The sequence below is a fragment of the Fulvivirga marina genome (assembly GCF_016775155.1).
Taxonomy (GTDB): Bacteria; Bacteroidota; Bacteroidia; order Cytophagales; family Cyclobacteriaceae; genus Fulvivirga; species Fulvivirga marina.
Genome location: NZ_JAEUGD010000023.1, coordinates 207645 through 233035 on the forward strand (window position 1 = coordinate 207645; position 25391 = coordinate 233035).

General features: G+C 38.3%; 22 protein-coding genes. 10 read left to right on the top strand and 12 right to left on the bottom strand.

Annotated features, from left to right (window positions below; all coding sequences use genetic code 11):
- Nucleotides 1-161: 161 nt before the first annotated feature.
- The 3 genes from JMN32_RS07880 to JMN32_RS07890 form a co-directional block, all read right to left on the bottom strand.
- Nucleotides 162-728, bottom strand: coding sequence for a DNA-3-methyladenine glycosylase I (locus JMN32_RS07880; protein ID WP_202855763.1), 567 nt, complete (start codon nucleotides 726-728; stop codon nucleotides 162-164).
- A gap of 86 nt (nucleotides 729-814) precedes the next feature.
- The gene (locus JMN32_RS07885) at nucleotides 815-1540 is read right to left on the bottom strand and encodes an MBL fold metallo-hydrolase (protein ID WP_202855764.1); all 726 of its coding nucleotides are present in this window, start codon (nucleotides 1538-1540) and stop codon (nucleotides 815-817) included.
- 18 nt (nucleotides 1541-1558) lie between these two features.
- Nucleotides 1559-2014, bottom strand: a complete 456-nt coding sequence (locus JMN32_RS07890) for a GNAT family N-acetyltransferase (RefSeq protein WP_202855765.1) — start codon at nucleotides 2012-2014, stop codon at nucleotides 1559-1561.
- A gap of 133 nt (nucleotides 2015-2147) precedes the next feature.
- Here JMN32_RS07890 and JMN32_RS07895 point away from each other — a divergent pair, with 133 nt between their 5' ends.
- Together JMN32_RS07895 and JMN32_RS07900 are read left to right on the top strand one after the other, a co-directional pair.
- A complete protein-coding gene (locus tag JMN32_RS07895; protein WP_202855766.1) occupies nucleotides 2148-3125 on the top strand; it encodes a YpdA family putative bacillithiol disulfide reductase in 978 nt (325 codons plus the stop codon).
- Between the two features lie 208 nt (nucleotides 3126-3333).
- Entirely contained in the window at nucleotides 3334-3741 is a 408-nt protein-coding gene (locus JMN32_RS07900; protein WP_202855767.1) for a hypothetical protein, read from the top strand.
- A gap of 200 nt (nucleotides 3742-3941) precedes the next feature.
- Here the strand turns inward: JMN32_RS07900 and JMN32_RS07905 are convergent, their stop codons facing one another.
- Nucleotides 3942-4772, bottom strand: a complete 831-nt coding sequence (locus tag JMN32_RS07905) for a helix-turn-helix domain-containing protein (protein ID WP_202855768.1) — start codon at nucleotides 4770-4772, stop codon at nucleotides 3942-3944.
- A gap of 62 nt (nucleotides 4773-4834) precedes the next feature.
- Nucleotides 4835-6181 (bottom strand): cation:proton antiporter domain-containing protein, encoded by a 1347-nt coding sequence (locus tag JMN32_RS07910; protein WP_202855769.1) that lies wholly within the window; start codon nucleotides 6179-6181, stop codon nucleotides 4835-4837.
- A gap of 165 nt (nucleotides 6182-6346) precedes the next feature.
- Between JMN32_RS07910 and JMN32_RS07915 the strand changes: the two genes are divergently transcribed.
- From JMN32_RS07915 to JMN32_RS07930, 4 genes are all read left to right on the top strand, one after another.
- On the top strand, nucleotides 6347-6970 hold the full coding sequence (locus JMN32_RS07915) for a hypothetical protein (protein WP_202855770.1): 624 nt from the start codon (nucleotides 6347-6349) through the stop codon (nucleotides 6968-6970).
- Entirely contained in the window at nucleotides 6967-7275 is a 309-nt protein-coding gene (locus JMN32_RS07920) for a winged helix-turn-helix domain-containing protein (protein ID WP_202855771.1), read from the top strand. Before JMN32_RS07915 ends, JMN32_RS07920 begins: the two co-directional genes overlap by 4 nt.
- A 52-nt stretch (nucleotides 7276-7327) precedes the next feature.
- Nucleotides 7328-8674: a cell envelope integrity protein CreD gene (gene creD / locus JMN32_RS07925; RefSeq protein ID WP_202855772.1), complete on the top strand. Its 1347-nt coding sequence runs from the start codon at nucleotides 7328-7330 to the stop codon at nucleotides 8672-8674.
- Between the two features lie 179 nt (nucleotides 8675-8853).
- Nucleotides 8854-9813: a calcium/sodium antiporter gene (locus JMN32_RS07930; RefSeq protein ID WP_202855773.1), complete on the top strand. Its 960-nt coding sequence runs from the start codon at nucleotides 8854-8856 to the stop codon at nucleotides 9811-9813.
- A gap of 83 nt (nucleotides 9814-9896) precedes the next feature.
- Here the strand turns inward: JMN32_RS07930 and JMN32_RS07935 are convergent, their stop codons facing one another.
- The 3 genes from JMN32_RS07935 to JMN32_RS07945 form a co-directional block, all read right to left on the bottom strand.
- Nucleotides 9897-11165 carry a YncE family protein gene (locus JMN32_RS07935; RefSeq protein WP_202855774.1) on the bottom strand — a complete coding sequence of 423 codons (1269 nt, stop codon included), beginning with the start codon at nucleotides 11163-11165 and terminating at the stop codon, nucleotides 9897-9899.
- A 20-nt stretch (nucleotides 11166-11185) separates the two neighbouring features.
- Nucleotides 11186-11407, bottom strand: coding sequence for a hypothetical protein (locus JMN32_RS07940; RefSeq protein ID WP_202855775.1), 222 nt, complete (start codon nucleotides 11405-11407; stop codon nucleotides 11186-11188).
- A gap of 282 nt (nucleotides 11408-11689) precedes the next feature.
- A complete protein-coding gene (locus JMN32_RS07945) occupies nucleotides 11690-13096 on the bottom strand; it encodes an MATE family efflux transporter (RefSeq protein ID WP_202855776.1) in 1407 nt (468 codons plus the stop codon).
- Nucleotides 13097-13280: 184 nt separating this feature from the next.
- Here JMN32_RS07945 and JMN32_RS07950 point away from each other — a divergent pair, with 184 nt between their 5' ends.
- Nucleotides 13281-15251: a tetratricopeptide repeat protein gene (locus tag JMN32_RS07950; RefSeq protein WP_202855777.1), complete on the top strand. Its 1971-nt coding sequence runs from the start codon at nucleotides 13281-13283 to the stop codon at nucleotides 15249-15251.
- On the opposite strand, the gene JMN32_RS07955 is transcribed toward JMN32_RS07950, so the two are convergent.
- From JMN32_RS07955 to JMN32_RS07970, 4 genes are all read right to left on the bottom strand, one after another.
- A complete protein-coding gene (locus tag JMN32_RS07955) occupies nucleotides 15228-15971 on the bottom strand; it encodes a phosphatase PAP2 family protein (protein ID WP_202855778.1) in 744 nt (247 codons plus the stop codon). The two genes, JMN32_RS07950 and JMN32_RS07955, sit on opposite strands and share 24 nt — an antisense overlap.
- Before the next feature lie 90 nt (nucleotides 15972-16061).
- Nucleotides 16062-17291 (bottom strand): 4-hydroxy-3-methylbut-2-enyl diphosphate reductase, encoded by a 1230-nt coding sequence (locus JMN32_RS07960; protein WP_202855895.1) that lies wholly within the window; start codon nucleotides 17289-17291, stop codon nucleotides 16062-16064.
- Between the two features lie 869 nt (nucleotides 17292-18160).
- Nucleotides 18161-19498 (bottom strand): sensor histidine kinase, encoded by a 1338-nt coding sequence (locus JMN32_RS07965; protein ID WP_202855779.1) that lies wholly within the window; start codon nucleotides 19496-19498, stop codon nucleotides 18161-18163.
- A gap of 6 nt (nucleotides 19499-19504) precedes the next feature.
- Nucleotides 19505-20881 carry a sigma-54-dependent transcriptional regulator gene (locus JMN32_RS07970; RefSeq protein ID WP_202855780.1) on the bottom strand — a complete coding sequence of 459 codons (1377 nt, stop codon included), beginning with the start codon at nucleotides 20879-20881 and terminating at the stop codon, nucleotides 19505-19507.
- 614 nt (nucleotides 20882-21495) lie between these two features.
- Here JMN32_RS07970 and JMN32_RS07975 point away from each other — a divergent pair.
- The 3 genes from JMN32_RS07975 to JMN32_RS07985 all read left to right on the top strand — a co-directional run bounded on the left by JMN32_RS07975 (nucleotide 21496) and on the right by JMN32_RS07985 (nucleotide 25378).
- Nucleotides 21496-23922 carry an ABC transporter permease gene (locus JMN32_RS07975; protein WP_202855781.1) on the top strand — a complete coding sequence of 809 codons (2427 nt, stop codon included), beginning with the start codon at nucleotides 21496-21498 and terminating at the stop codon, nucleotides 23920-23922.
- A gap of 75 nt (nucleotides 23923-23997) precedes the next feature.
- Entirely contained in the window at nucleotides 23998-25176 is a 1179-nt protein-coding gene (locus JMN32_RS07980) for an adenylate/guanylate cyclase domain-containing protein (protein WP_202855782.1), read from the top strand.
- Nucleotides 25166-25378: a hypothetical protein gene (locus JMN32_RS07985; protein WP_202855783.1), complete on the top strand. Its 213-nt coding sequence runs from the start codon at nucleotides 25166-25168 to the stop codon at nucleotides 25376-25378. Before JMN32_RS07980 ends, JMN32_RS07985 begins: the two co-directional genes overlap by 11 nt.
- Nucleotides 25379-25391 lie beyond the last annotated feature (13 nt).

The window sequence follows — 25391 nt, forward strand, 5'->3', positions numbered from 1 at the left end:
TGATATTGCCTGGTGCCGATGCCTTGAGGTATTTGGACTCATCAATACAATTGTTAGCTTCTTCATTCTGATTGTAGGCCAAGTCCAAGGAGTAATAGTAAGATTAAGTTTTTCAACAGCAGTCACTTTAAAGAGAGCAATTACCAAGGCATTGTCAGAATTCACATTACTTCTTGATGCCTGAAGCAGTCTATAGCATGGTCATTAACTAACCCACATGCCTGCATGTGAGCATAAATAACAGTACTCCCTACAAACTTGAACCCTCTTTTCTTTAAATCTTTACTTAGTGCATCAGACTCCTTGGTGGTGGCAGGCACTTCTGACATGTCTTTACGATGGTTGGTTATTGGAGTCCCCCCAACAAACCTCCATATGTAATTATCAAAACTGCCAAACTCTTTTTGAATCTCTAAAAATCGTTTTGCATTATTAACAGCGCCGCGGATTTTTAGTTTATTTCTTACTATTCCGGGGTACTCTATGAGTTCAAGAATTTTTTGCTCATCATATTCTGCCACTTTTTCCGGATCAAAGTTTGAGAAGGCTGTTCTATAACCGTTCCTTTTTTTAAGTATCGTGGCCCAGCTGAGGCCGGCTTGCGCTCCTTCCAGGATTAAAAATTCAAAATGTACATTATCATCATGAACGGGAACACCCCACTCCTCATCATGGTATTTAACATATTCTTCAAACTGGCCTTCGGCCCATCCGCAGCGTTTTTCCATTGGTTTTTGAATTTGGTTTTTGTGACTTTACGATATAAGTAATAGGTGGGTTTGAGAGATAAAGCATATTTAAGTGAAAGGCTCATTCAAAGCATTTTCCTGATTCTAACTTCTATATCTTTTTCATCTTTTAGCAGCTCCAGTATGATTGAGGTATCTGTTTTACCATAGTGGTAGGGGTATAGGATTTGCGGGCGAAAAGCTTTAGCTGCATCAGCCACCATTTCAGGTGTCATAGTGTAAGGTAGGTTCATAGGCAAAAAAGCAATATCAATGTTTGTCAAGGCCTTTATTTCAGGTGTATTTTCCGTGTCGCCTCCAATAAAAATTCTCTTATCAGCTATATTCAAAATATAACTGTTGCAGCAGCCCTGGGTGTGGAAGAGTTCGCCATTATCTCTTTTATGTATAAGGTTATAAGCAGGAATAGCCTCAATTTTAATGAACTTAAAATCTTTGGTTTCATTATTATTAATAATTTCTCCTAAGCCCAGTTTTTCTTTAGCCAAAGCAGTAAGTATTGTAGCGGTGCCCTGTTTTCTCAGATGTTCTACGGCTACTGCGTCACAATGGTCTCCATGATGATGCGTGATCAACACCAGATCGGCATCGGGTAAGCCGCTATAATCAGCTTCTTTTGATGAGGGGTCTATATGAATGACCAGATTATTAAATTCCATCATTAATGAACCGTGCCCTATAAATGTAATGGTGAGAGGTCCTTTGTTAGTGTTAATAACATCTTTTTCAAATTGCTGTGAAATAGCTGAGTAGCATGTAAAAGAAAATAATAGAATAAAAGTGAAGCGCATGGTTTAGGAGAGGTTCAATTAAAAGCTTTTCATCCATTCAAAAAATTGATAGTGATCGCCATTCATGCCAATTGCCTGATATACTTTCTGGGCACTGAGGTTGGTTTTTTCGACGTAGAGGCGTATACCCTTAAGATCATCTTCCCGTTCTACCATCTGTTTGATGAAATTGTACATGGTTTTGAATATACCCTTTCCTCTATAGTCTTTGCGCACATAAACGGACTGTATCCAGACCACCGTACCATTTCTCCACTCACTCCATTCTGGAGTAGTAAGCAGGCAGGCCACGACTTTATTATTGTCTTCGGCAACATAGTAAATTCCTTTGTTGAAGTCTTCAAAAACGGCTTCAACTCCTTTTTTTAGTTGCTTCTCGTCTAGTTGCAGGTCCTCCGTTTCGCTGGCCATTTTCTTTTGAAAATCAACTATAATTTTACGCTCCTTATACTTGGCAGGTCTTATAGTTATCATATATATAAAGATAGTATCTTAAAAAGAAAAAAGCGACTCGAAAGCCGCTTTCAAAACTTAACCATACTATTTACTCTGAATTTCTGAACCTTTTAACCTATAATTGTTAAAGAGAATACTTCACAAAAAGTAAATGGTTACAGATATGTATGATGTTCTGATCATAGGTGCGGGGCCAATAGGGCTGGCATGTGGCATTGAAGCAAAGAAAAATGGGTTGAAATATGTTATTATTGATAAGGGTTGCCTGGTAAATTCCATATATAACTATCCTTTGAATATGACATTCTTTTCCACCTCCGAACGTTTGGAAATTGGCGGTGTGCCATTTATTTCACACGGCAACAAGCCAAACCGTTTTGAGGCGTTGGAATATTATAGAAGAGTTGCCATGAGTTGGGAGCTGGAAATTAAGTTGTACGAAGCGGTAGAAGAAGTGAAAAAAGAAGCCGAAATTTTTGATGTAAAAACATCCAGAGGGCAATATCAGGCTAAAGCTATTGTACTCGCTACTGGCTTTTATGATCTTCCGTTTATGATGGGTGTGCCTGGAGAGGACCTTCCCAAGGTAAAGCACTACTATGATGAGCCTCACCCATACTTTAGTCAAAAGCTGATAGTGGTAGGTGCAGCAAACTCCGCTGTAGATGTGGCCTTGGAAACCTATAGAAAAGGAGCTGATGTGACTATGGTGATCAGGGAATCGGCCTTGCTTGATTCGGTTAAATATTGGGTTAAACCTGATATAGAGAACCGCATAAAGGAAGGGTCTATCAAGTCATATTTTAACTCACAAATAACAGCCATTCGGGAACACGAGGTAGATATTATTACTCCAGAAGGTAGCCTTACACTGGACAATGATTTCGTTCTGGCTATGACAGGCTATAAACCGAACTTTGAGTTTATGGAGTCAATAGGTATCACTTTCGGAGATGATCAAATGCACACTCCTTACTACGATGAGGATTCTAATGAAACCAATGTGGAGGGAGTATTTCTGGCAGGGGTGGTATGTGGTGGACTTAAAACCAATAAGTGGTTTATAGAAAACTCCAGGGTGCATGCAGAGGTCATTATGGAGACTTTAAGTCAGCGGTTTTTGGTGTAGCTCAAAGTTCATTAGGACTTTCATTTCATTATGTCTTTACAGGTGCTCGATTTCGCACATTGGCTGTACGCTTTACACTTATTGTAATTGGCCGATTAACTGCAAAAACGCCCGTATTTTAATATTAAGCAACATTGATAAGTGTGGCACGTCTATGGGATAGAGATAGATAACAACAAATTATTTCAAAACTCAAAACTCAAGTGTCATGAAAAACTTAATGAAAATTTCGCTGGTCTGTATGTTTGGTCTTGTTTTAACGATGTCGAATGTAATGGCCGCCTCTGGTGATAAGGTTACTGAAAAAGCCAGGGAAGCGGTTAGTAATGCAGCTCCTGATGATTGGGAAACACTGGCTAAAGCAGCTAAGATGTGCATCGATAAAAAGGTAAACCTAAAGGAAGCGAAAGGATGGTTGGATTCTTCATTATCTATTAAAGAAAGCGCGTTAGGTCTTGAAGTTGCTGGTGATTACTATATTTTGAATAAACTGTATGACCAGGCAATAAATCACTATGTAAAAAGTATGCTGCTTACCAGGCAGAAGGACTTTTACGCGGATACAGAAGATATACAGTCTAAAATTGAAAAAGCTAAAAAGTTGAGTGATGCATGATATGTATCATTAGAAGTAAAAAGAGACTTGTAGTTGCTACAAGTCTCTTTTTATAAAAGTCCTGCAGAGAATGTGAAGTGCCCCAAAAGTTTGGACGGTTATTAAGTGTAATATAGATAAGGCATAACCGTTGCCTTTACTGGGGACTTTCAAAGCTCTATTTCCACTAAATTTGTGAAGCAAAGGCACAGCAAATTTTATTAAATAATTGACAGTTTTATGCCTTTGTAATTAACGTGTTCGTTCCTCTCTGAAAGTAATTCAAGATATTCTGATGGAGACATATTCATGTAGTACCTAAACTCTTTTATGAAGTGAGCCTGATCGAAATACCCACAGTCAATACCCACTTGAAGTAGACTATCCGGAGAATCAACTAACTGCTTCACGGCTTTTCTGAACTTAATAAGTCGTTCAAACTTCTTGGCAGAAATTCCTAAGATTTTGCTAAACTGCCTGCTTAATGCAGTATAATTTGTATTATGTTGATGACAGAACTGTTGGATGTTTGTTGCCTCATTAGTCTCTGCTAAATGAAAATATAAGGTCTTTACTAGCTTGGTAGAGTCCTCTCTTTTCTTGTCGTGCAACGTTGCAAGTAACTTATATACCGATTTAATCGCTTCATCATCACTTCCTGCCTTTTGTATGTTTTGTAAAAGCTCATGGTTGTTTGGCATTGGAAAAGGGATGTTACAGTCAGTTAATGTTCTACCGGTTATCGGTAAAAATGGATATAGTCCACTGGCGTACATCCTTATGCCCAGGATTTTGGTATGTGGTAAAAACCGTATTAAAACATTTTTTAATGTTATTCCATCGATACGAGGCTGGTTAATAAGCTTACCATTGTGGAAAAACCCTTTGTCAGATATAGGAAATATAATATATACAAACTGATCTGGAGGGATAAGAATATCATGGGTTTGCTCCAGGGTTTCAATGAACCAAACTGACTCGACACAATCCTTAAATTGGTCAGGCACATATTCACGTAAAATTAGGTTGTCCGAATTTTTTGTATTCTGCATCAAATAACAAGCTGGAGTTTAATTTTTTAAACCATTTGGATTTTAGAGCCACTATCAATATCCTAGTTATTGATATGTTCCTGACCATTTTCCCGAGCTTGTTTTTCCTTCTCCTCTATCTCCTTGTCTTCCTTCGATTTGTTTTTTTCTAGCTCTGGTATGGATTCTATTTCTTTATCTATCTCATTCCAATAAGCCATCTGAACGGCTTCAACAGGTTCTATATGTTTACCACTGGCCATTAGTGCCATAGCCATTAGCATACTTGATATTAGTACTGTATACAAAAGTATACCAGCATTAAAGGTATCAACCTGTAATTCGGATGGAATGGCAAAAAACAGGAGTATGGTTACCAAACCCCGAGGTGCAATTAAAACTTCAGGGGTAATTTTTTTGCCCTGGAACAGCCAAAGAAAGATGGCACGTATGCCAAATAATAAAACAACCACAAGAAGACTAATAAAAAGAACGCTCCAGTCAAGTAGTGTGGTGAGGTCCAGAGTAATTCCGAATATCACAAAAAAGAAAGTTCTTACTACAAACGCTGACTCTATTGTGACCAGGTGGAAGTTGTTCAAGATACTGTTGACAGATGGTATTTGTATCAATTTTTTTAATTTACCACGAAAGAATACTTTATGGTTGTTTAATACGAGGCCAAAAATCAGGATGATGAGAAGAGAAGACAGATGAAACATTTTACCTATAGAATACAGGAGTAGTAGCACGGCTATTAGTAAAAAGAGCTTAACATGTGTTTTTACTTTCTGAAAAATAAATACCAGGGCATAGCTAATAACTACAGACAGTACGATGGTAATAAAAATATTGGAAAACACATCCCAGACTACAGAATGCACATTGTCATTGTCTACATTGCCTATCAGGAAGTAGAAATACATGATGCCTAGAATGTCTGAAAAAGTACTTTCATAAACCATGAACTCCTTTTTTTCATCTACCAATTCACCTACAGAGGGAATTACTATGGCACTGCTCATAACAGATAAAGGGATGGCATATATAAGCGCTGTGGTGTAATTGTTGATCATAGCAAAGTAAAGGAGAAAGGCAATAGCAAATGAGCAGGCCAGTAACCCGAGTAAGGCTACCATAAATGATTTCCAAATAAGGGGCCACTTCTTTCTGGAGAGTTCCAAGTCGAGAGAGGCTTCCAGTACGATCATGATCAAACCGACTATACCCAGTATTTCCAGGGCGTTAAATAATATCCCTCCGGTAGCAATACCAAAATAATCAAGACCCAGCTTGATGAATATTCCTGTAACAATGAGAAGTAAAACACTTGGAATGTTTGTCTTCTCTGAGATGATATTAAAAAAATAGGAAATGATCACAATTAAAGAAAAAGTGATCACTGCCGTGTATGAGTTAAATATTTCCATATTCAAATAAAAACAATCTGTTAATTAACTAGAAGAAAATTCACTGTTGGAATATACAAATGGTTTCTTAACTTTGTGTCACAAAGTACTTTTGATGTTGTTGTGTTCTATTGTAAAGAAAGCAATTATTATGGGCTTTCAATTTACTATTAATATAAGATTGTAATGAATAAAGAGCCTGATTATATCAAGGATATTTCTGAGATAAGGAATATCATGGAGCGTTCTTCAAGGTTTATGTCCCTCAGTGGACTTTCAGGAGTAATGGCTGGTATTTATGCACTTGTTGGCGCATACCTTGCGTACAAGCTGTTTTACTTTTCGGATGAGATACTTTATAGGACTATCTCCAGAGGTGTGGTGTCGGATAAAGTGCTGCATGTCGTGCTATTAGCTCTTGGTGTATTGGTGTTGGCAATAGGGACAGGTATTTGGTTCTCTTATTCTAAAGCAAAAAAACATAATTATAGAATGTGGGATGCTACGGCCAAAAGAATGATCATTAATTTGGCTATTCCTTTGACCACAGGTGGTATATTCGTGCTGATAATGTTTAGCAAAGGACTAATTGGGCTGATCGCTCCTTGTACTTTGATTTTTTATGGCTTGGCTTTGATCAACGCCAGTAAGTACACTTATACGGATATCCGTTATCTGGGCTTTTGTGAGATAGTATTAGGGTTGTTGAGTAGCTATTTTATTGGCTATGGTCTTTTATTCTGGGCTATTGGCTTTGGCTTGCTTCACATTATCTATGGTACGGTTATGTATTTTAAATACGAAAAGTGAAGCAATATCTTAATCATCTTAACAAAGCTTTCGAAAACCGTGTAAGGCTGGGAATTATGTCGGCCTTGACAGTGAATGACTATTTAGATTTCAATGCATTGAAGGAGCTTTTAAATGTTACTGATGGGAACCTTGCCAGTCATTTAAAGGCTCTGGAAAAGGAAGAATACATTGGTATGGAGAAGTCGTTTGTAGGGAGAAAGCCGAATACCAAGTACCACATTACCAAAGCAGGTCGCAGTGCTTTTGAGGAGCACATTGGTGCATTGGAACAGCTTATAAAAGAGCAACATCAATCTAAATAAAATTTTTTATCCATATACTTTGAATTGCAAAGTACTTTTAAATAAACTTATCATGCAAGAATCAGAAACAAACACAATTAGCAAGATCAGTAGTGGAATTAAGAATTCCATAATGGTTAAATTGATAGCTGTTGCAGTTATAGCGCTCCTGTTGCTAATTCCAGCTTCAAGTATAGAATCACTTATATACGAGCGGCAGCTCAATCGAGATATTGCCATACAAGAGGTTAGCAATAAATGGGGTGGTGCACAGATATTGGCGGGGCCTATTCTTAACATTCCATATCGGGAATATCATAAAAATAAGGATGGAGAGTTGAGGTATACTGTGCATTATGCTCACTTTCTACCAAAATCCTTAAATATTGATGGTAAGGTGGACCCTGAAAGACGAAAAAGAGGTATTTATGAGATAGTACTTTATAACACTAAACTTCAATTTTCAGGAACTTTTGAAAAGCCTGACTTCAGTATCTGGAGTATAGACTCAGAGAATGTTCATTGGGGTGAGGCATATATTTCTATCGGTATTCCGGATATGTCTGGGATACAGAAGGACCTTACATTAAAGTGGAATGGCAAAAGCCATGTTGTAGAGTCGGGTCTTCCAGAAAAGGAGGTTATTAGCTCAGGTCTGATTAGCCGGGTATCTTTTGGAGAAGGGAAGGTTAATAATTTTGAGTTTTCGGTAGATCTTAATGGTAGCGGACAACTGAGTTTCGTACCTCTAGGAAAAAGAACATTGGTAAACCTGGTATCCCCTTGGCCTGATCCAAGTTTCAATGGAGAGTTTTTGCCTGATAAGCGAGAAGTTACAATAGACGGCTTTAAAGCCGAATGGGAGGTGCTGGATCTTAATCGGAATTACCCCCAGCAATGGCTTGGCAATACTCAAAACATACAAAATGCTGCTTTTGGTGTGGGTTTGATTTTACCAGTAGATGAATATCAAAAGAATATGAGATCTGTCAAGTATGCCATATTGGTTATTGCACTTTCTTTCATTATCTTCTTTTTGATAGAAATACTTAATAGGAAGAGATTTCACCCTTTTCAGTATGTAATGGTTGGCCTGGTTATAGTTTTGTTTTATAGTTTGTTAATATCTTTTACCGAGCATATGGGCTTTAATCTGGCATACATGATTTCTAGCATTTTAGTGATTGGTCTGATAGCCATATATGTAGCGGCTGTTTTTAAATCACGGAAGCTTACTATTCTGGTAACTATACTTTTAACTGTGATCTATTTCTTCATTTTTGTAATACTTCAGCTACAAGACTTTGCTTTGTTGGTTGGCAGTCTGGGCCTTTTTGCAGCACTTGCTTCATTGATGTATCTATCGAGACATATAAATTGGTATGAGTTAAATACACGTACAATTACGGAGTCAAATTAAAAAAATATTTATCCTTCTGAGGGCTTGTGATTTAATCATAAGCCCTGCTTGTTTATGTAAATCTATCTGTGCTGTTTTCCAATACTTTATTAAAATCAAATATTTTTAAAAATCTTTAAATATTTCCTTTGAGCTTTAAAAAATGTGCTATTTTAGAAATTCAAATATAAAAACTCCATATGTTGGTTTATACCTTATTTGTTGTTGGCTTTATTTTCTTAATCAAGGGAGCAGATCTTCTTGTAGAGGGAGCATCTTCAATTGGTAAGAAATTCAATGTCTCCAGTATTGTAATAGGTTTGACCATTGTATCGTTCGGCACTTCCTTACCCGAGTTACTTGTTAATCTGATTGCGAGCTATAAAGATACTCCTGATATCGGTGTAGGTAACGTACTAGGCAGTAACATAGCCAACATTTTGCTAATTCTGGGTATTTCAGCGTTGATCAACCCTCTCCCGATCACTAAAAACACTTACTTTATCGAAGTACCCTTTTCGCTTACGGCCACACTTCTGGTAGGTTTCCTGGCCAACGCTTCTTTGTTTGGGAAGTCCAATGATTATGTGATTAGCCAATATGATGGTGTTATTCTACTATTTTTCTTTGTATTGTTTATGGGGTATGTATATATCGTATCCAAACAGAAGAAATCTGAGTTTTCTACAGAAGAATTCAAAGAAATGGCCTTTGGAAAGTCCATTGGGCTTATAGTCATAGGAATAGTGGGCCTATACTTTGGTGGCCGTTGGGTTGTTGATGGAGCTATTGAGCTTGCAAGAGGTTTTGGAATGAGTGAGGCTTTTATCGGTCTTACTATTATAGCCATAGGAACGTCACTACCGGAACTGGTAACTTCGGCTGTTGCGGCATTCAAAAAGGATACGGATATTGCTGTGGGTAATGTTGTGGGGTCAAACATCTTTAATCTGCTCTGGATACTTGGTTTAAGCGCTTCAATTAAACCTATTCCTTACGATGTTATTAGTAACTCAGATGTATTTATGATCATTGCATCAAGTACGGCACTGATTCTGGCAGTTGTAGTTGGTAGAAGACCCATAATTAGCAGGTGGGAAGGTTTTTTCTTTCTGGTAGCTTATTTCTGGTATATCACTTTCCTTATTGAGAGAGGGTAACCTGATTAATAAGCCTCGTCAAGGAACAAACACTTATATTGCATTGATCAGGATTAAACGTTGCGTGCCTGGTAGTGTGTTTCTCAAAATCGAACCGTTAAAGTAAATCCTGATAGCCCCGCTTCCAGGGCTGATGAGCTTGTATATTCAAGATCACTGCTAACATCCCCGGTTTGTACGATGTATTGGAACTGTAATATTGCCGTGCCAGATCCTCCGCTATATGTTGCATACCTGTCTGTCGTTCCGGTCTCAAGCAAGATTCTGGGTGTACCTGTTACATTAACATTCTGATCAAAAGTGACATCTATGGTTATGGTTGTTCCCAACGGGTAGCTGTCATTGGCCATACTTGATGTTACATTTTGAGGCGAAGGAGGAGCCAGTGTTGTCGCAGATGTGGTGAGTGCCGGGGTTCGATAACAGGCTCCGAATGTATTGAGACTATATACAGCAAAATGATATGTTGTGGATGGAGCCATGTTGTTTATAGTAACGGAACTACCTGTTCCGCGATATACAACATAATTATCTGTGCCCAACAGATCCCCTGAGCCAAAAGCAGAATTTGCTGCGTGCAAAATGCCATCTACAGGATTGCTGTTAACAGCACTACCTTGCCTGGCAACCACGATTACCTGGTTGCCATTTCCGTTCGTCCAGCTAAGATCGATTGATGAGGAGCTAGTCGAAACGACTGGGGCAGATGCCTGAACTGTTGGGTCAGAGCAGCTTGCCAGTGAAATATCTGTGGCCCCGCTTAGTCCGGCCATAATAGAAGTTAGTTCTGAGCCATCGCTATTGGCAGTTTTAATAGAAGTTCCGTCTAAGATTATAAGTCGCCCATCAGGGTGCACGGCAATAGCTTTAATATCTGTAAGCCCTGAGGTTATTTTTGTATAGCCTCCAGAGCCGTTATCCATGTCGGCAGCCATTACCCTATTAGTCGACGGGCTTTCATAAATTATTTCGCGAGCGCCTAAGTCAAAATCAAATGCTTCTCCTGCTCCCGAAGATATTATTGCGGTCAGCGATCCTCCAAAAGTTCCTGTACGGTAGATTCGACCATCAAACTCATTCGATACATATACATATTCACCATCTGTGTCCACATTGATATCGTGAAAAATATCTCCACTATAAGCTCCAATGTTTAAGGTAGATGGGCTTTGGCAACAGTCCTGATCATTGTAGTCGCTATATTCTATTGAGCCAGGATCACTATCGACAAAGCCATTAATATATACCAGAGATTCTCCGGGGTGGTGGTCAATATTGAAACCAGCCGTCATAGCTGGCCTGCTATAGGTAATTGTAGGCCCCGAAAAGCTTGATAGCGGAATTCTGTACAAGTCTCCTTGTCACGGGTTAGTTAGAAAGCTATGTTGCTGGATTGGTCAATGGAGATTTTATGCGGCTGGTCAGGATTGGTGAAATGGGTCTGAGCCATAGCCCCGTCTAGGTTTGCACTTCTGATATCATTCCCTTGTGTCCAGTAAATTCTTTGCCCTATAGATTCGGTTGTTGCTAAAATAATAGCGAACAACATACCTAAAAGCAGTCGTTTTAAAGCCAACAGTATTAAGTTTTTCATTGCAATTCGGCTTGAATATAATAAAAGAGAATATCATTTTATATGAAAATCAATGGTTTAGTAACCTAATAGTACAAAAGGGGTGTTTTTCCCCTATATGCTTTTTTAAAGCGTATGTAGATTAAGTGTGTAGGCCTGCAACGAATTACCTAAAGTGTTGTTAGGCAGAACGCTAGCTTGTTTTAACACGACTTAACAGGAAATTTGGATATGAATAAATAGGAAATACGTATAGAGCATATAAAGGCATCACAATTTTCGTTATGATGCCTTTTGGGCTCGCTAAATTTCAACAAGTTTCCAACGACCTTTCCTGAAAATAACGATACTAACAACTGCTAGGGCAGTTGATGCAATAGCTATTGCTAGAAATATACCCGCAGGACCTAGGCCAAAATGAATCGCCATAATGTAAGCCATTGGAAGTTCAAAAAGCCAGAAGCAAAACAGGTTAATAACCGTTGGGGTTTTGGTATCTCCGGCACCGTTGAATGCCTGCCCTATTACCATGCCATAGGCAAAGAAAATATAGCCGAATGAAATGATTCTTAGTGCAAGAGCTCCATATTCTATCACCTTTGCTTCTGAAGTAAAGATATGTACAAATGCTTCTGCCCATGTGATAAATATAACAGAAATAAGGCCCAGGAAAATCATGTTGTAAAATGCACATTTCCATACCGATCGCTCAGCGCGGTCTGCCTGGCCTGCGCCAAGGTTTTGGCCTACCAGGGTTGCTGCAGCATTGCTCAACCCCCAGGAAGGTAGGATAGTGAACATAATTATTCTAAAGGCTATGGCATAACCAGCCAAAACTTCTGAGCCAAATATTGCACTAATCCTTACAAGGAATAGCCAACTCAAAGTGCCTATCATGTATTGCCCAATTCCTCCCGCCGAAACTTTTATTATTTTCCATATTGTATCCCAATGGATTTTCAGATGCTTCAATTTTACTTGCACTATACCCTTGGAACTGGTTAACATCACCAGTTGATATATGACACCTATACCACGGCCAATGGTTGTAGCTATGGCGGCACCTTCTATACCAAAAGCTGGAATGGGTCCAAACCCGAATATCAATATAGGATCTAGTATAATGTTAAGGCAATTAGAAACTATAAGTACCCGCATGGCTATTGATGCATCTCCTGCTCCTCTAAAAATTGCATTGATGAGGAATAGCAGCATGATGGTAGCATTCCCTGCCAGCATGATCATAGTGTAGCCATAACCTTCCTCTACAAGGTCTTTTTCGCCCCCCATAAGGGTAAGTATATCTTTAGCAAAAAACATTCCTGCAGCACTGAATATCAGAGAGGTAAGAATGGTAATGAATATGGCCTGTACAGCAACATTATTGGCCTGCTCAGCTTTGTTTTCCCCTACTCGCCTCGCTACCATGGCTGTTGCGGCCATACTAAAGCCTATCGAGAGTGCATAAACGATCATGATAACGGATTCCGTTAGGGCGACTGTAGCAATAGCATTTACACTTACCTTACCTACGAAATAAATATCAATAACTGCAAACAGCGACTCCATGACCATTTCAATGATCATTGGCACGGAGAGCATAAATATTGCACGGTTGATACTACCGTTTGTGAAGTTTTTTTCAGAGCCTGCTACTGCAGTGCCAATAGTGGTTAAAATCTTATATATAGATTGTAAAATTGAACGCATTATATCGGTTTTAAAAGGAAACAAAAATTAAGAAAGGCTTAGAAGGACGAACTTCTCAAGTTCATTTTCTTAACATACGAGGACCGATATTATGCTCATAGACTTGAAAATTTGATCTGCTTTTGCAGTAAATGATTTATATTAGTTCAATAGAGATAAAAACAACGTTTTAACAAACATTATTTTGCGCTACATACCTCTTACGGTTGTTTTGGTTTTAGGTTGTCTGGTTTGCAAGGTATTTGCTCAAACCAGAGTTATTGACAGCTTGAAAAATGTTGTTGCTCAAGCTGGAACTGATTCTGTAAAGATTGAGTCTCTCAGGCAATTAGGTGTTCTGATGAGTGATCATGATGTAGCTATGGCTATTGATTATGTAAACAAAGCCATAGAGCTCTCAGATGCCAAAGGCTATGAACTACAAAAGACAGATGCAATCAATTCTTTAGGAATCATTTATTATGGCATTGGTGATTATGAACAAACGCTGGATTGCTTCCTAAAAGTACAAGCTTTTCAAGAGTCGAGAAATGACTTGAAAGGAATGTCCCGTGTTTATAATAATCTAGGCCTTTTGTTCAAGGAGCTTGGTAGATACGAAAAAAGTATTGATTACCTTGAGAAATCCGTTGAATTAAAACTTCAAACATCAGATACCTTAACACTATCCTCTTCTTACAATAATTTGGGCTTGGTCTACCAAGAAGGTTTAAATGATTATAAACGGGCAGCGGAATGCCATAATAAAGCTTTGGTTATAGATAGAAGGAATAAAGATGACTATGGCATTTTTGTATCATTGGCAAATATTGGCTTGAATCATTTTAAGCTGGGAAATCTCGATTCCGCTCAATATTTTTATAATAATGCAGTTATGCTTTTTGGAGAGACCGATGATAAATATGTAAAAGCGGAGTTTTTGTATGAGTTTGCTTTGCTTAATGCTGCTTTGGGGCAATTTGACAGAGCTATTGAAAAGCACAATCTTAGCATAGAGATGGCTGAAAAAGCCGATATCAAGCTGTTATTGAAAAAGAATTATGAAGGGTTATCCGATATTTATACTCAACTGGGGGATTTTAAAAAAGCACTGAACTTTCATAAGATGTACAGTGATGTTAATCGTGAGCTCTTTAATGTAGATCAGACAACTAAAATAGCTGATATTGAGACTAATTATCATATACAAACCAAGCAAAATGAGATAGAATTGCTTCGTAAAGAAGCGGAAATAAAGGACCTAAAGATCTATAATGACCAAATGGCATTCTATTGGTTGGTAGGTATGCTGGTGTTAGTGGTTTTTATCGTTGTGCTTCAGTATCGAAAAGATGTATACAGAACCAGGACCAATAAAATACTGAAGCAAAAAAATCAGGAGATCATAGCTAAGAACCAAAACATTATGGATAGTATCCTGTATGCTAAAAACATTCAGGAAGCTATATTGGCTGAAAATGATAGGCTTAAAGCTGTTTTTGAGGATGCCTTTGTGCTTACTAAGCCCCGTGATATTGTAAATGGAGACTTTTATTGGTTTGCAGAAGATGGAAATCATGTGGTAATAGCTGCGGTTGATTGTACTGGTCATGGTATTCCTGCTGCTTTTTTAAATGTGATGGGTAATTCACTGCTGAATCAGATCGTCAATGAGGAGAAGATTATAGAGCCTGCCGAAATCCTTAGAGAACTCAATATCCGTGTGTTTAAAAATTTGAAATATGACAATGCCCAGAGCAAGTCTAACGATGGCATGGATATAGGCATATGTTTGTTTAACCGTGACAATAGGAGGCTGGCCTTTGCCGGAGCTAAGCGCCCTCTATATTATTTCCATAATCATGAACTTAACGTGCTTAAAGGTGATCACTATCCTGTTGGTGGGATACTATATGATGAACACCGTATATATCATCAACATGAACTAGTACTCGAAGTGTCGGATAGTATTTATTTGTTTACGGATGGTATTGTTGATCAGTTTGGAGGTAAAGAAAATAAAAAATTTATGTACCCTAGATTCAGAGAACTTTTGAGGAAAGTTGCCGACTACCCAATGACAGAGCAGGTTGAAGCTATAGAGGAGGAAATTAGCCGTTGGCAAGGAAATAATGAGCAGACAGATGATATCCTAATGATCGGAGTGAGGTTTTGACCCCTTTTTTGGAATCTGACGTATTCTGTATAGATTAATGAAATTGAAAACAACTATACAAATAATCAACCATATCAGGCCTGCAATAAAGCCAGCCAGTACATCAGTAGGAAAATGCACCCCCAAATAGACCCGGCTTAGCCCTATACTTAGGATTAGCAGTAGCTGTATCAGGATAAGTAAAATTTTGAGCAACGTGTTGGATACATGCTTGTAGGTCAGGTAAATGAGGAAACCATAGAATGCGAAGGCACTCATACTGTGTCCACTAGGAAAACTGTAAGAGTGAGCTGTTACCAATCTCAATTCTTCAAGAGGTCTAGGTCTGCTGATGAGATTCTTTAAAGCAATATTTAGAAAAAAAGCGGAAAGAAGTACTATTGTGGCCTGCAAAGATAACTTCCAACGATGGTGTCCATGGTAATAAAGTAGAATGGCAATTAAAGGAATGATGACCATGTATGCTGCAACATCACCCAGGTCTGTTATAAATGTTACTACCGGTGTAATTTTATCGTTTCGAAAGCTATGAATAAATTCAGTGATTGTGTTATCAAAGCTTACGAGTTCATTTGCTTCCAGGCTTTCAATAATCTCCAAAAAGACATTAAATGCAAGGAGGCAAATAATTGCAGGAATAATTAGTGAGATGACAAAAAGCACATATTCATTTGAGTGTTTGCCAAGTTCGATTTTTAACCGTTTAAAAGCAGTAAGCATTATAAAAATAAACGTTTCTTAAGAAATCCATTAGCTGTTTCATATGTTCCGGGCAAATGCAAAATAGGAAGGATATTTTATTGCGTGTTATTACGAGACTGAAACAATCTTGTGTACAACATCTTCTACATTGTCAGCTCCAGGGAAGAAATCTAGAATTTTTAGCATAACACGGTCGACCAAAGTATCAGGGCATGAAGCTCCACTTGTGAGTACTATGCGTGTTTCATTAGCTTTTGGAAGCCAACCGGTCGTAATCTCCATTTTCTTTTCTGGGTAGTTGAAATGGTGGATCTCTTCTTCTGACTTGATCTCTTTTTCCGAATTAATAAAGAAAGTAGGGAATTTCCTTTCACACAGCTCTACAATATGAGAAGTGTTTGAACTGTTGTATCCTCCAACCACAATTGCAACATTAGCGGTTTGTTCTAACAACCCGTAGGTAGCGTCCTGATTATCGTTAGTCGCATAGCATAATGTATCTCTGGTATCGGCAAAGTGGTTACGGTAATTTTCCTGTCCATGTACTTCTGTCATTACCTGTTTGATATAATCAGCTATTTCCTGTGTTTCAGTAGCCAACATGGTAGTCTGGTTCACTACACCTACTTTGTCAAAGTGTATATCCGGATCAAATCCTTCGGTATACATACCTTTAAAAAGGTTATAAAACTCTTCTTTTGAAATATTGCCTTTAATCACCTCTCCCAGAGTTCTTGTTTGGGCAATATCTTTAACGATAACAGAAGGAGCTGTTTTTGAACTATGGGAAAACGTAGCACGAGTTTCTTCATGGTTATGTTTTCCATGAATTATGATGGTGTGATCTTCTTCACCTAGCTTTTCGGAACGTTTCCATACTTTCTCAACGAACGGGCAGGTGGTATTATATTTCTGCACCTCTATGCCAATCTCATCGAGCTTTTTCTCTATTTCCAGCGTAGTACCAAAGGCTGGGATGATCACGATGTCTTCCTTTTTGAGTTCATTCCAGTCAATAAACTGTGTTCCGTCTGTATCCATAATGAATTTAATACCTTTATCTTGAAGGTCATTATTCACTTCTTGGTTATGGATCATCTGGCTTAGGAGGAACACTCTCTTGTCAGGATTCTCTTCTAGGGCCTTATAGCTGATCTCAATAGCATTTTCGACACCATAGCAGAAACCAAAGTGTCTGGCAATGTAAAATTTTACAGGGCCGAAATCGAGTTCTGTGGGAGTAAAATCCTTTTTACGAGGATCTGTAATCCTCCTTGCCTCTTTGATCCTGCCTGTGATGGAAGATCTGTAATATTCAGGAATGTCGAATTTTTTGATAGCCGATCAGTTTTAATACACGGCAAAATTAGTGATTTGAGTGGTAAGATTTAAAAATTGATAAGCAGTTTTTAGAAGGACGAAACCTTTGTTGGGGAGCGAATCAGAAAAATTAAGAAACCCAGAGAAATAGAATTCAAATAAGAACATGGTTTTTTTAGTTCGGTTTACAAACCTTTCAAGATCCGGCTAATACTCAGAAACCAGGGTGGCCCCTGACTCATTCCAGGGACATGAATTTCCTGTAGTATGATTCGAAAACGGAATAGGCCTGGTACAAAAATGGGGACTTTTCTTCAAGAAAAACCCCCATTTAGTAGTGTTACAACCATAGCTGTAACCTATTCCAAGTTACTGTTATCTGATTTCACCCGCGATATGCCTAAGCATTAATTCAGGTTCTGGTTTTTATAATACTACTCAAACGATATAATTGAATTATACTCAAAAAAGTTACTTTCTGTAGCTTTGCTATTTCAGATCATCAATAGTGATGGTGACCCATTCAGTATACTTTTCCAAATCCGTGATTAGATATTCAAAACATGTTTGAATCTACAACCCGGACCGCTCTATAAAACCGCATTACTGTGACTCTAGTCATTTCAAATTATCAGTCGATTGACCTTAATTCCTGAATTGCGTGTTTCACGCACTATCATTACTTACCTGACACTCTTTTGTGTCTATCTTGATTATCTTTCACTTGGTATATCTAAGATCGTAACAATATCTTTGCGGACCAATGAATCCAGAAGTTTGTTTCCCACAACTTTCCCACAATTTTATAGGTTAAAAGCAGGTGGTTATGCACACTTTTTTAGTAATAATCACATGTTTATCCACATTTTGGCTGTTTATCCTGTAATTTAGAATTCAAGGTGAAACATGGTGCCCTTCTCTGGTTCAGATTGTGCCGTTATGCTACCATTATGTAGCTTCATGATCTGCCGCGCGAAACTCAGACCTATACCAGTACCTTTCTTTTTTGTGGTGTAAAAAGGAATAAATATTCGATCAATGGTTTCTTTGGTCATTCCAGGTCCATTGTCTTCAATGGTTAATGCAATTTTTCTAGCTCCGGCCCTACGGGCCGATATTCTAATTTCACCTTTCTGGCTTCCATCCAGTGCTTCAATGGCATTTTTCAATAAGTTGATCAACACTTGTTCTAAAAGCTCATGATCTGCTTTTACTTTTAGTTCGCTGCCTTTTATATCAAGTTTTAGTTTGATACTTGATTTTTCAAGGTCGGGCTTCAGTAGTGAAGTAATTCTCTCGATCATGCCTGAAATATCGACATCAATGATCTTCAGTTCAGGTGTTTTGGAAAAGTCTTTATAAGCATTGACAAATTTTAACAAGCCTTTACTTCGGTTCTCTATTGTTTGGATGCTGGTAATTATGTCTTTTTGGTCATCAACAGGAAGTTGTGAGAGTTCTTTGTTATTTAACATCTGGTTGATGGCTGTGCTCAGTGATACTATCGGCGTAACAGAGTTCATGATTTCATGGGTTAATACACTGATAAGTTTTTGCCATGCTTCTACTTCTTTTTGCTCAAGTTCAATGTGAATGTTTTGCAGCAGTACTATTCTGAAACTCTTATTTTGAAGGATAAAGTCTTTTATGTGAAGCGAAAGTTGTATGATCTCATCTTTAATAAAAGCGTTAATAACCCGCCGCTCGCCGGAGTGAAGTGTGGTGATAGCGTGGTATAGATTTGGATCGACAGCCTCCACATCCCTGATATTTTTGAGATAAGGTTTTTTAAGCAGGTTTTTAGCAGAAGGGTTCATTAGCTCAACTTGACCTTCATCGCTGTAACTGATAATAGATATGCCTATATTCTCATTTAGGGTGCGAAGGTATTGGTACTGAGATTCTTTTTCAATGCGGATCTTCTGAAACTCTTCTATTACTTCATTAAATGCCTGGCTTAATCGCTCCTGATTACTTCCTTTACTTCCCTTAAAACTATTCGTGAAGCTACCCTGCTTTATGGATATAAGAAATTGGGTCAGATCACTGTTTGTCTTTTCAACATAGTAGATTAAGTTGATAACCGCGGATACAAGCAGGATACCAATAACCAGAGGAGTAAAGAGCCATTTGGTTTTTACCAAGACAAATGCGAGAATCAAAGCCAGTGCAGAGATGATCATTACTCTGATGATGATGTTAAATCTGAAGTTTTTGAGGTTCATTTTACATTAATACCTGATGCCATACTTATCCATTTTTCTATAGATGGTGGTGCGGCCCAACCCTAACTCTTTGGCAGCTTTACTAATATTACCCTTATTTTTTGCAATGGCTTTTTCAATAGTACTTTTTTCTACTTTATCCATATTAATACTATCGCCGGAGTCAGCGCTCGTCATTTTGTTGGATAGCAGAAAGTTTTCCTGGCGAAGTATATTATCATCAGCCATGATCACGGCTCGTTCTATGGCGTGCTGAAGCTCACGTATATTGCCTGGCCAGGAATGCCGGCAAAGATATTCCATGGCTTTTTTGTTAATCGAAAGGGTTGGTTTTCGATATTTTTGAGCATAAATATTCAGAAAATGATTGGCTAACAGAGGTATGTCTTCCGTCCTGTCCCGAAGTCTGGGTACATGAATCTCTACGGTATTGATACGATAAAGCAGATCTTCCCGAAACTTACCTTCGGCCACCATTTGGAGGAGGTTGCTGTTAGTAGCAGCCACTATCCGGCAATCCACGGGGGTGGTGACATTATTGCCAACCTTTACAATTTCTTTATGTTGAATAGCGGTAAGCAACTTTGCCTGCATCGCAAGTGATAGATTACCAATTTCATCAAGAAATAATGTGCCTCCATCTGCCAGCTCAAACCTACCGATGCGTTCTTCCCTTGCATCGGTGAATGCTCCCTTTTTGTGACCGAAAAGCTCTGATTCAAATAGATTTTCAGAGATTGCCCCGAGATCAACTTTAATAAATACCTTAGCACTTCTGTTGGATCTATTATGAATTGACCGGGCGATCATCTCTTTACCGGTTCCGTTATCACCAAGTATCAAAACATTAGCATCAGTACTTGCTACCTTATCCACGGCGGAAAAAATGTTTTTCATGGAAGCTGAATGACCTATGATAGTTTCTTCCGTTGAACCGAGTAATTTTTTAAGGTTACTGTTTTTATTCTTCAGTTCCTCAACTTCCTTCTTGGATTGGCTGAGGTTATAAGCGGCGTAAACAGTAGCTTGCAACTTCTCATTTTCCCATGGTTTTACTACAAAGTCAGAGGCTCCGATTTTCATCGCTTCTACCGCCAGTTTAATGTCTCCATAGGCAGTCATCATGATAACCTGCTGCATGGGGTTTTTTGTTATAATATTTTTTAACCAAAAAAGCCCTTCCTTGCCACTAGTTGCACCCGTGGTATAGTTCATGTCCAGTAGAATCACATCATACTGGTTATGATTGATCAGATAATTAATCTGTTCAGGGTTGCTTTCTACTGTTATACTGGAAAATTGGGGCTTTAGTACAACCCTGGCAGTATGGAGCACATCAGGGTCATCGTCGATAACCAAAACGTTGGCGGCTACTTTGTTCATGAAATAAGGTTTACACACGTAATATAGGTGTTTCATTCTGGAACAAGAAAAGCCGTCTGATTATTTTGCCTTTTTTTATAAACCATAGATCATGTATTGATATACCAAGATTGATTTCGTTTGTAGTTTCATATATCAGGTTGTTGTTCGTGGTGCTGTTAACTTTTCAATGGTATGAAATATTGATTGCTCCGTATGCTTTAAGCGGTAAACCTAACCCCGTAGTGACACCCCACTTAATCAAACGATGAGCCGTCTATGTCCAGGTATGAATTCTCAATGTAATAGCCCAGGCGGTAGCTGATATTGGAAGCGTAAAACATACCATTTCTATCCTGGAATCATTAAAGAACCTTGAAGATACGCTACCTGCCTCCAACTTTATTCGAATCCTGAATAAAACAAAATAAAATCAATTTATGGCAACCAAGTGCAGTTATGGACATCATGGAGCGTTTGTTTGCCTAAATGTTTCAATCCGGAACATTTTGTTGTTTCAATCCGAAACAATATAATGTCACAAACAGCATAATTTGGCTGCATTCCGTGAATTGGTGTGATGGCACATTCTTGGGTATGTCAATATGTGAGAATTTTCACTAATTTGACTTACAATGTTTAGGAACTACTTCAAAATTGCACTAAGGAATCTGCTAAAGCAGAAGGTTTATTCTGTAATCAATGTCTTCGGTCTATCCTTTGGGATGGCCTGCGTATTGCTCATAGTTATATATGTTAAGGATGAATTGAGTTACGATAAATTTCATCAAAATGCCGAAGATATTTATCGAATCACATGGTCTTCTGATAACCCACAGACAAGGACGCCACACCCTATGGCCCAGGCTCTGGTGCGGGATTTTCCTGAGGTGATTTCCGCAACTTCACTATCACCGTTATGGGGAGCTGGACTTACAAAACAGACCTTTTCGGTAAAAAATCCGGAGAACGATATTGCCTATGATGAAAGGGACATACTATCTGTTGACAGTACTTTTTTCGATGTGTTTTCATTTGATCTTTTAAAAGGGAATAAAAATGAGGTGTTACGAAATGTAGGAGGAATTTTGCTTTCCGAAACCTATGCACAAAAGTATTTTGGCAATGAAGACCCTATTGGGAAAACCCTGTCTATAAATGATGATCGTACCATGGTGTTAGTGGAAGGAGTTTTTAAGGATGTTCCGAAAAATTCTCATTTTCATTTTGATGCATTGCTGTCGTATGTGACCTTAAAGTCACTAGAGGGGCCGGATGATCCATATTATACCTGGGCTGATTTTGGGCATTATAATTACGTAAAGCTCAAAGAAGGGAGTGATCCGGATAAGCTGGAAAGCCAGCTAATGGAGTGGACTATGAAATATGTAGAAGTACCGGAGGAGGAAATGCAAAGAGCTATTCAAAATGGCATGCACTTCAAATTTCAAAGACTAACGGATATTCACCTTGGTTCCCGTATTAGGTGGGAGCTGGAGCCAAATGGTAACAAGGAATATGTATATATCATGTCTGCAGCAGCCATTTTAATATTGGTCGTAGCTTGTATAAACTTTATGAACTTAACCACTGCCCGTTCTACAGAGCGTGCACGAGAGATAGGCATTCGTAAGTCTTTGGGGGCATATAAATCACAAGTAAGCGTACAATTCTTAGGAGAAGCTTTGTTAACGGCCATTTTTGCTATGTTGGTCACGGGGCTTATCGCTGAAGTCTGCCTTCCATTTTTTAACGTTGTAACAAACAAATCTTTAAACATCAATTATATACAGCAGCCCGGGCTGCTTCTAATTCTTATAGGGGGCACTATAGTAACCGGACTTGTGGCTGCTATCTATCCTTCATTTGTACTCTCTTCTATGAATCCTGTTTCGAGTCTGAAAGGGGTGGGAAAACTTAAGCCGAAAGGAGCAGGTTTTAGAAAGACCTTAATAGTTTTTCAGTTTATAATCTCCATGACACTTCTTAGTGGAAGCCTTGTCATATATCATCAGCTTCAATTTATCCATGATAAGGATTTGGGTTTTGACGATGATAGAGTTGTAGTAGTCCCCGTTAAAAATGGTGATCTTATTGATAAGATTGAGGTAGTAAAGACCGAGCTTAATAAGATAACGGGAATTGAGGCTGTATCTGCTACTTCTAATGTGCCTGGGAAACAGTTTAATCAAAACGCTATTTCAAGAGCTGATGACCTTCAGGTCAGAACAAATTCCTCTGAAACCTATGTGGACTACAGCTTTTTTGAAGCTTTAGGGATTGATTTTGTCTCAGGAAGAAGTTTTTCCAGAGATTACCCTACGGACTCTGGTGCGTTTATAATTAATGAGACTGCAGCCAGAGAGTTGAATCTAAGGGACCCTGTTGGCAAAGAGATAATCTGGTATACCGATAATAACGGAAGAGAGCCATTAAAAGGAACGGTAATAGGTGTTGTAAAGGATTTTAATTACGGGTCCTTACACGAGCCAATCAGGCCTCTACTTTTTTGTCTTGCTCCATCTTATAATGATATACTGATAAAGGTACAAGGAGAGAATTTCACTGAAACTATCGCAGATATCGAACAAACATGGAAGGGTTTTGAAAGCAGATTTGAGTTTGAGTATTCTGTGCTATCTGATGACATGGGCCAGCTTTATGTGGGGGAGGAGAAAACCGCTAATGTATTTGGTGGTTTTTCTTTTATCGCTATACTTATAGCTTGTTTTGGCCTTTTTGGAATAGCTTCTTTAAGTTACTCTCAAAGAGTAAAGGAAGTTGGTATACGCAAAGTTATGGGGGCATCTGTATTTAAAATTCTTACTCTTTTGGTAAAGGATTTTTCAATACTGATCGGCGTGTCAATTGTTATTGCGGTGCCTGTTTCCTGGCTAATAATGGATAGTTGGTTGGAAAATTTTACTTACCGTATTGGAATTTCAGTCATAGATTTTGTGGCTTCTGCGGTGATCTTAATTATAATAGCCCTGTTTTCTCTTTCTTATCTCACTATTAAAACGGCCTACAGTAACCCTGTTGATGCCTTAAAGGAAGAATGAGTAAATATTCATAATAAAGGACTCGGGGTACCTGCAACATTTTGGTCGAGCTGGCTTAGGTAACTTAAGTTACAAATGTCCGATTCCTTGTTCTATACATTTGTGCTCATGAATGGAGAAGGGCAGGAAGAACCTGGTTCAACAATCACAATAGGAGGGAAAAAAAGATATATCATAAACAGTACCTTATGGGTAATGCTGTACTGGCTGATTATTGGAGTTTTCGTTTTTGGCTATGAAAACATTATAGTATATCAGTACAGAGGGGTATCATATATTTTATATTCATTATTGATTTACATTGTTCCTCCGGTTTTGTTTGGTATACCCTTTCTTATTCTTGAGCAACTTTTTTTTCTGAAATGGATTAACAGGCTTAATTTTTATATGGCTTTGTTTACCCGGGCAGTTCTTTACCTTGCTGGCATATATTTTTCATATTCTTTAGTACAACATTATGGAGTAAGATACCTTCCTGCTACACTTTTTCAGGAGCCATTTATATTAAAATTTGTCTTTGTATGGGGGCTTGGAAGTATATTAGCCTTGATGTTTCATAACCTATCGTCAAGGCACGACCCTAAAATTTTTAAGTCATGGTTGAAAGGAGCATATCATAAGCCTAATCAGGAGGAGCGTGTATTTCTCTTTTGTGATATCAATAAATCAACTCCTGCAGCCGAACAGTTGGGGTCTCGTAAATATTTCGATTTTCTTAATCATTTTTATTCTCTTATAGCCCCAATCATTCAAAAATATAAAGGGGAGATCTATCAATATGTAGGGGATGAAGTAGTTATATCCTGGCCGTTAAATCAGGCACTGAAGTCAAACAATGCTCTTGAATTGTTTTTTAGTATGAAGGAAGAAATTGCAAAGCATAATAGCTTTTTTTACAGAAACTTCAGGTTTATACCAACAATTAAAGGAAGTCTGCATGTTGGTCAGGTTACCCGTGGGGAAATCAATACTTTGAAAAGGGAATTTATCTACACGGGAGATGTACTCAATACTGCTTCAAGAATGTACAGTATTTGTAAAGAGAAGGATGTACCACTTGTGATCTCAAGAAGACTTTTGAAACAATTTTCTAATTTACATTGGTTTCATTTTCGTGATGAAGGCATTTTTCAAGCAGAGGGAAAGCAGAAAAAAGTATATTTATACTCTGTTGAGAGAAAGAGCTACAGACCGATTGTTACCAACTACATGAAGAAAGAAAATTCATTGCAACATAGTCATTATGAAAAATAACAAGGAGATAATTTTAGCACTGGTACTTGCATTAACACTTGGTTTAGCGCCATTTTTTCCCGAACCTCACATTCTAGGGAAACTGCGCTGGGTATTAGGTGGAGCAAAAGGGATGCAATTTATGGATTACTTTGATCTTGCCTTGCATGGTTTTCCATGGGTTATGCTAGTTGGGGCAGTGATTAAACGTATTAGAGGTTAAGTTAATTTCTATC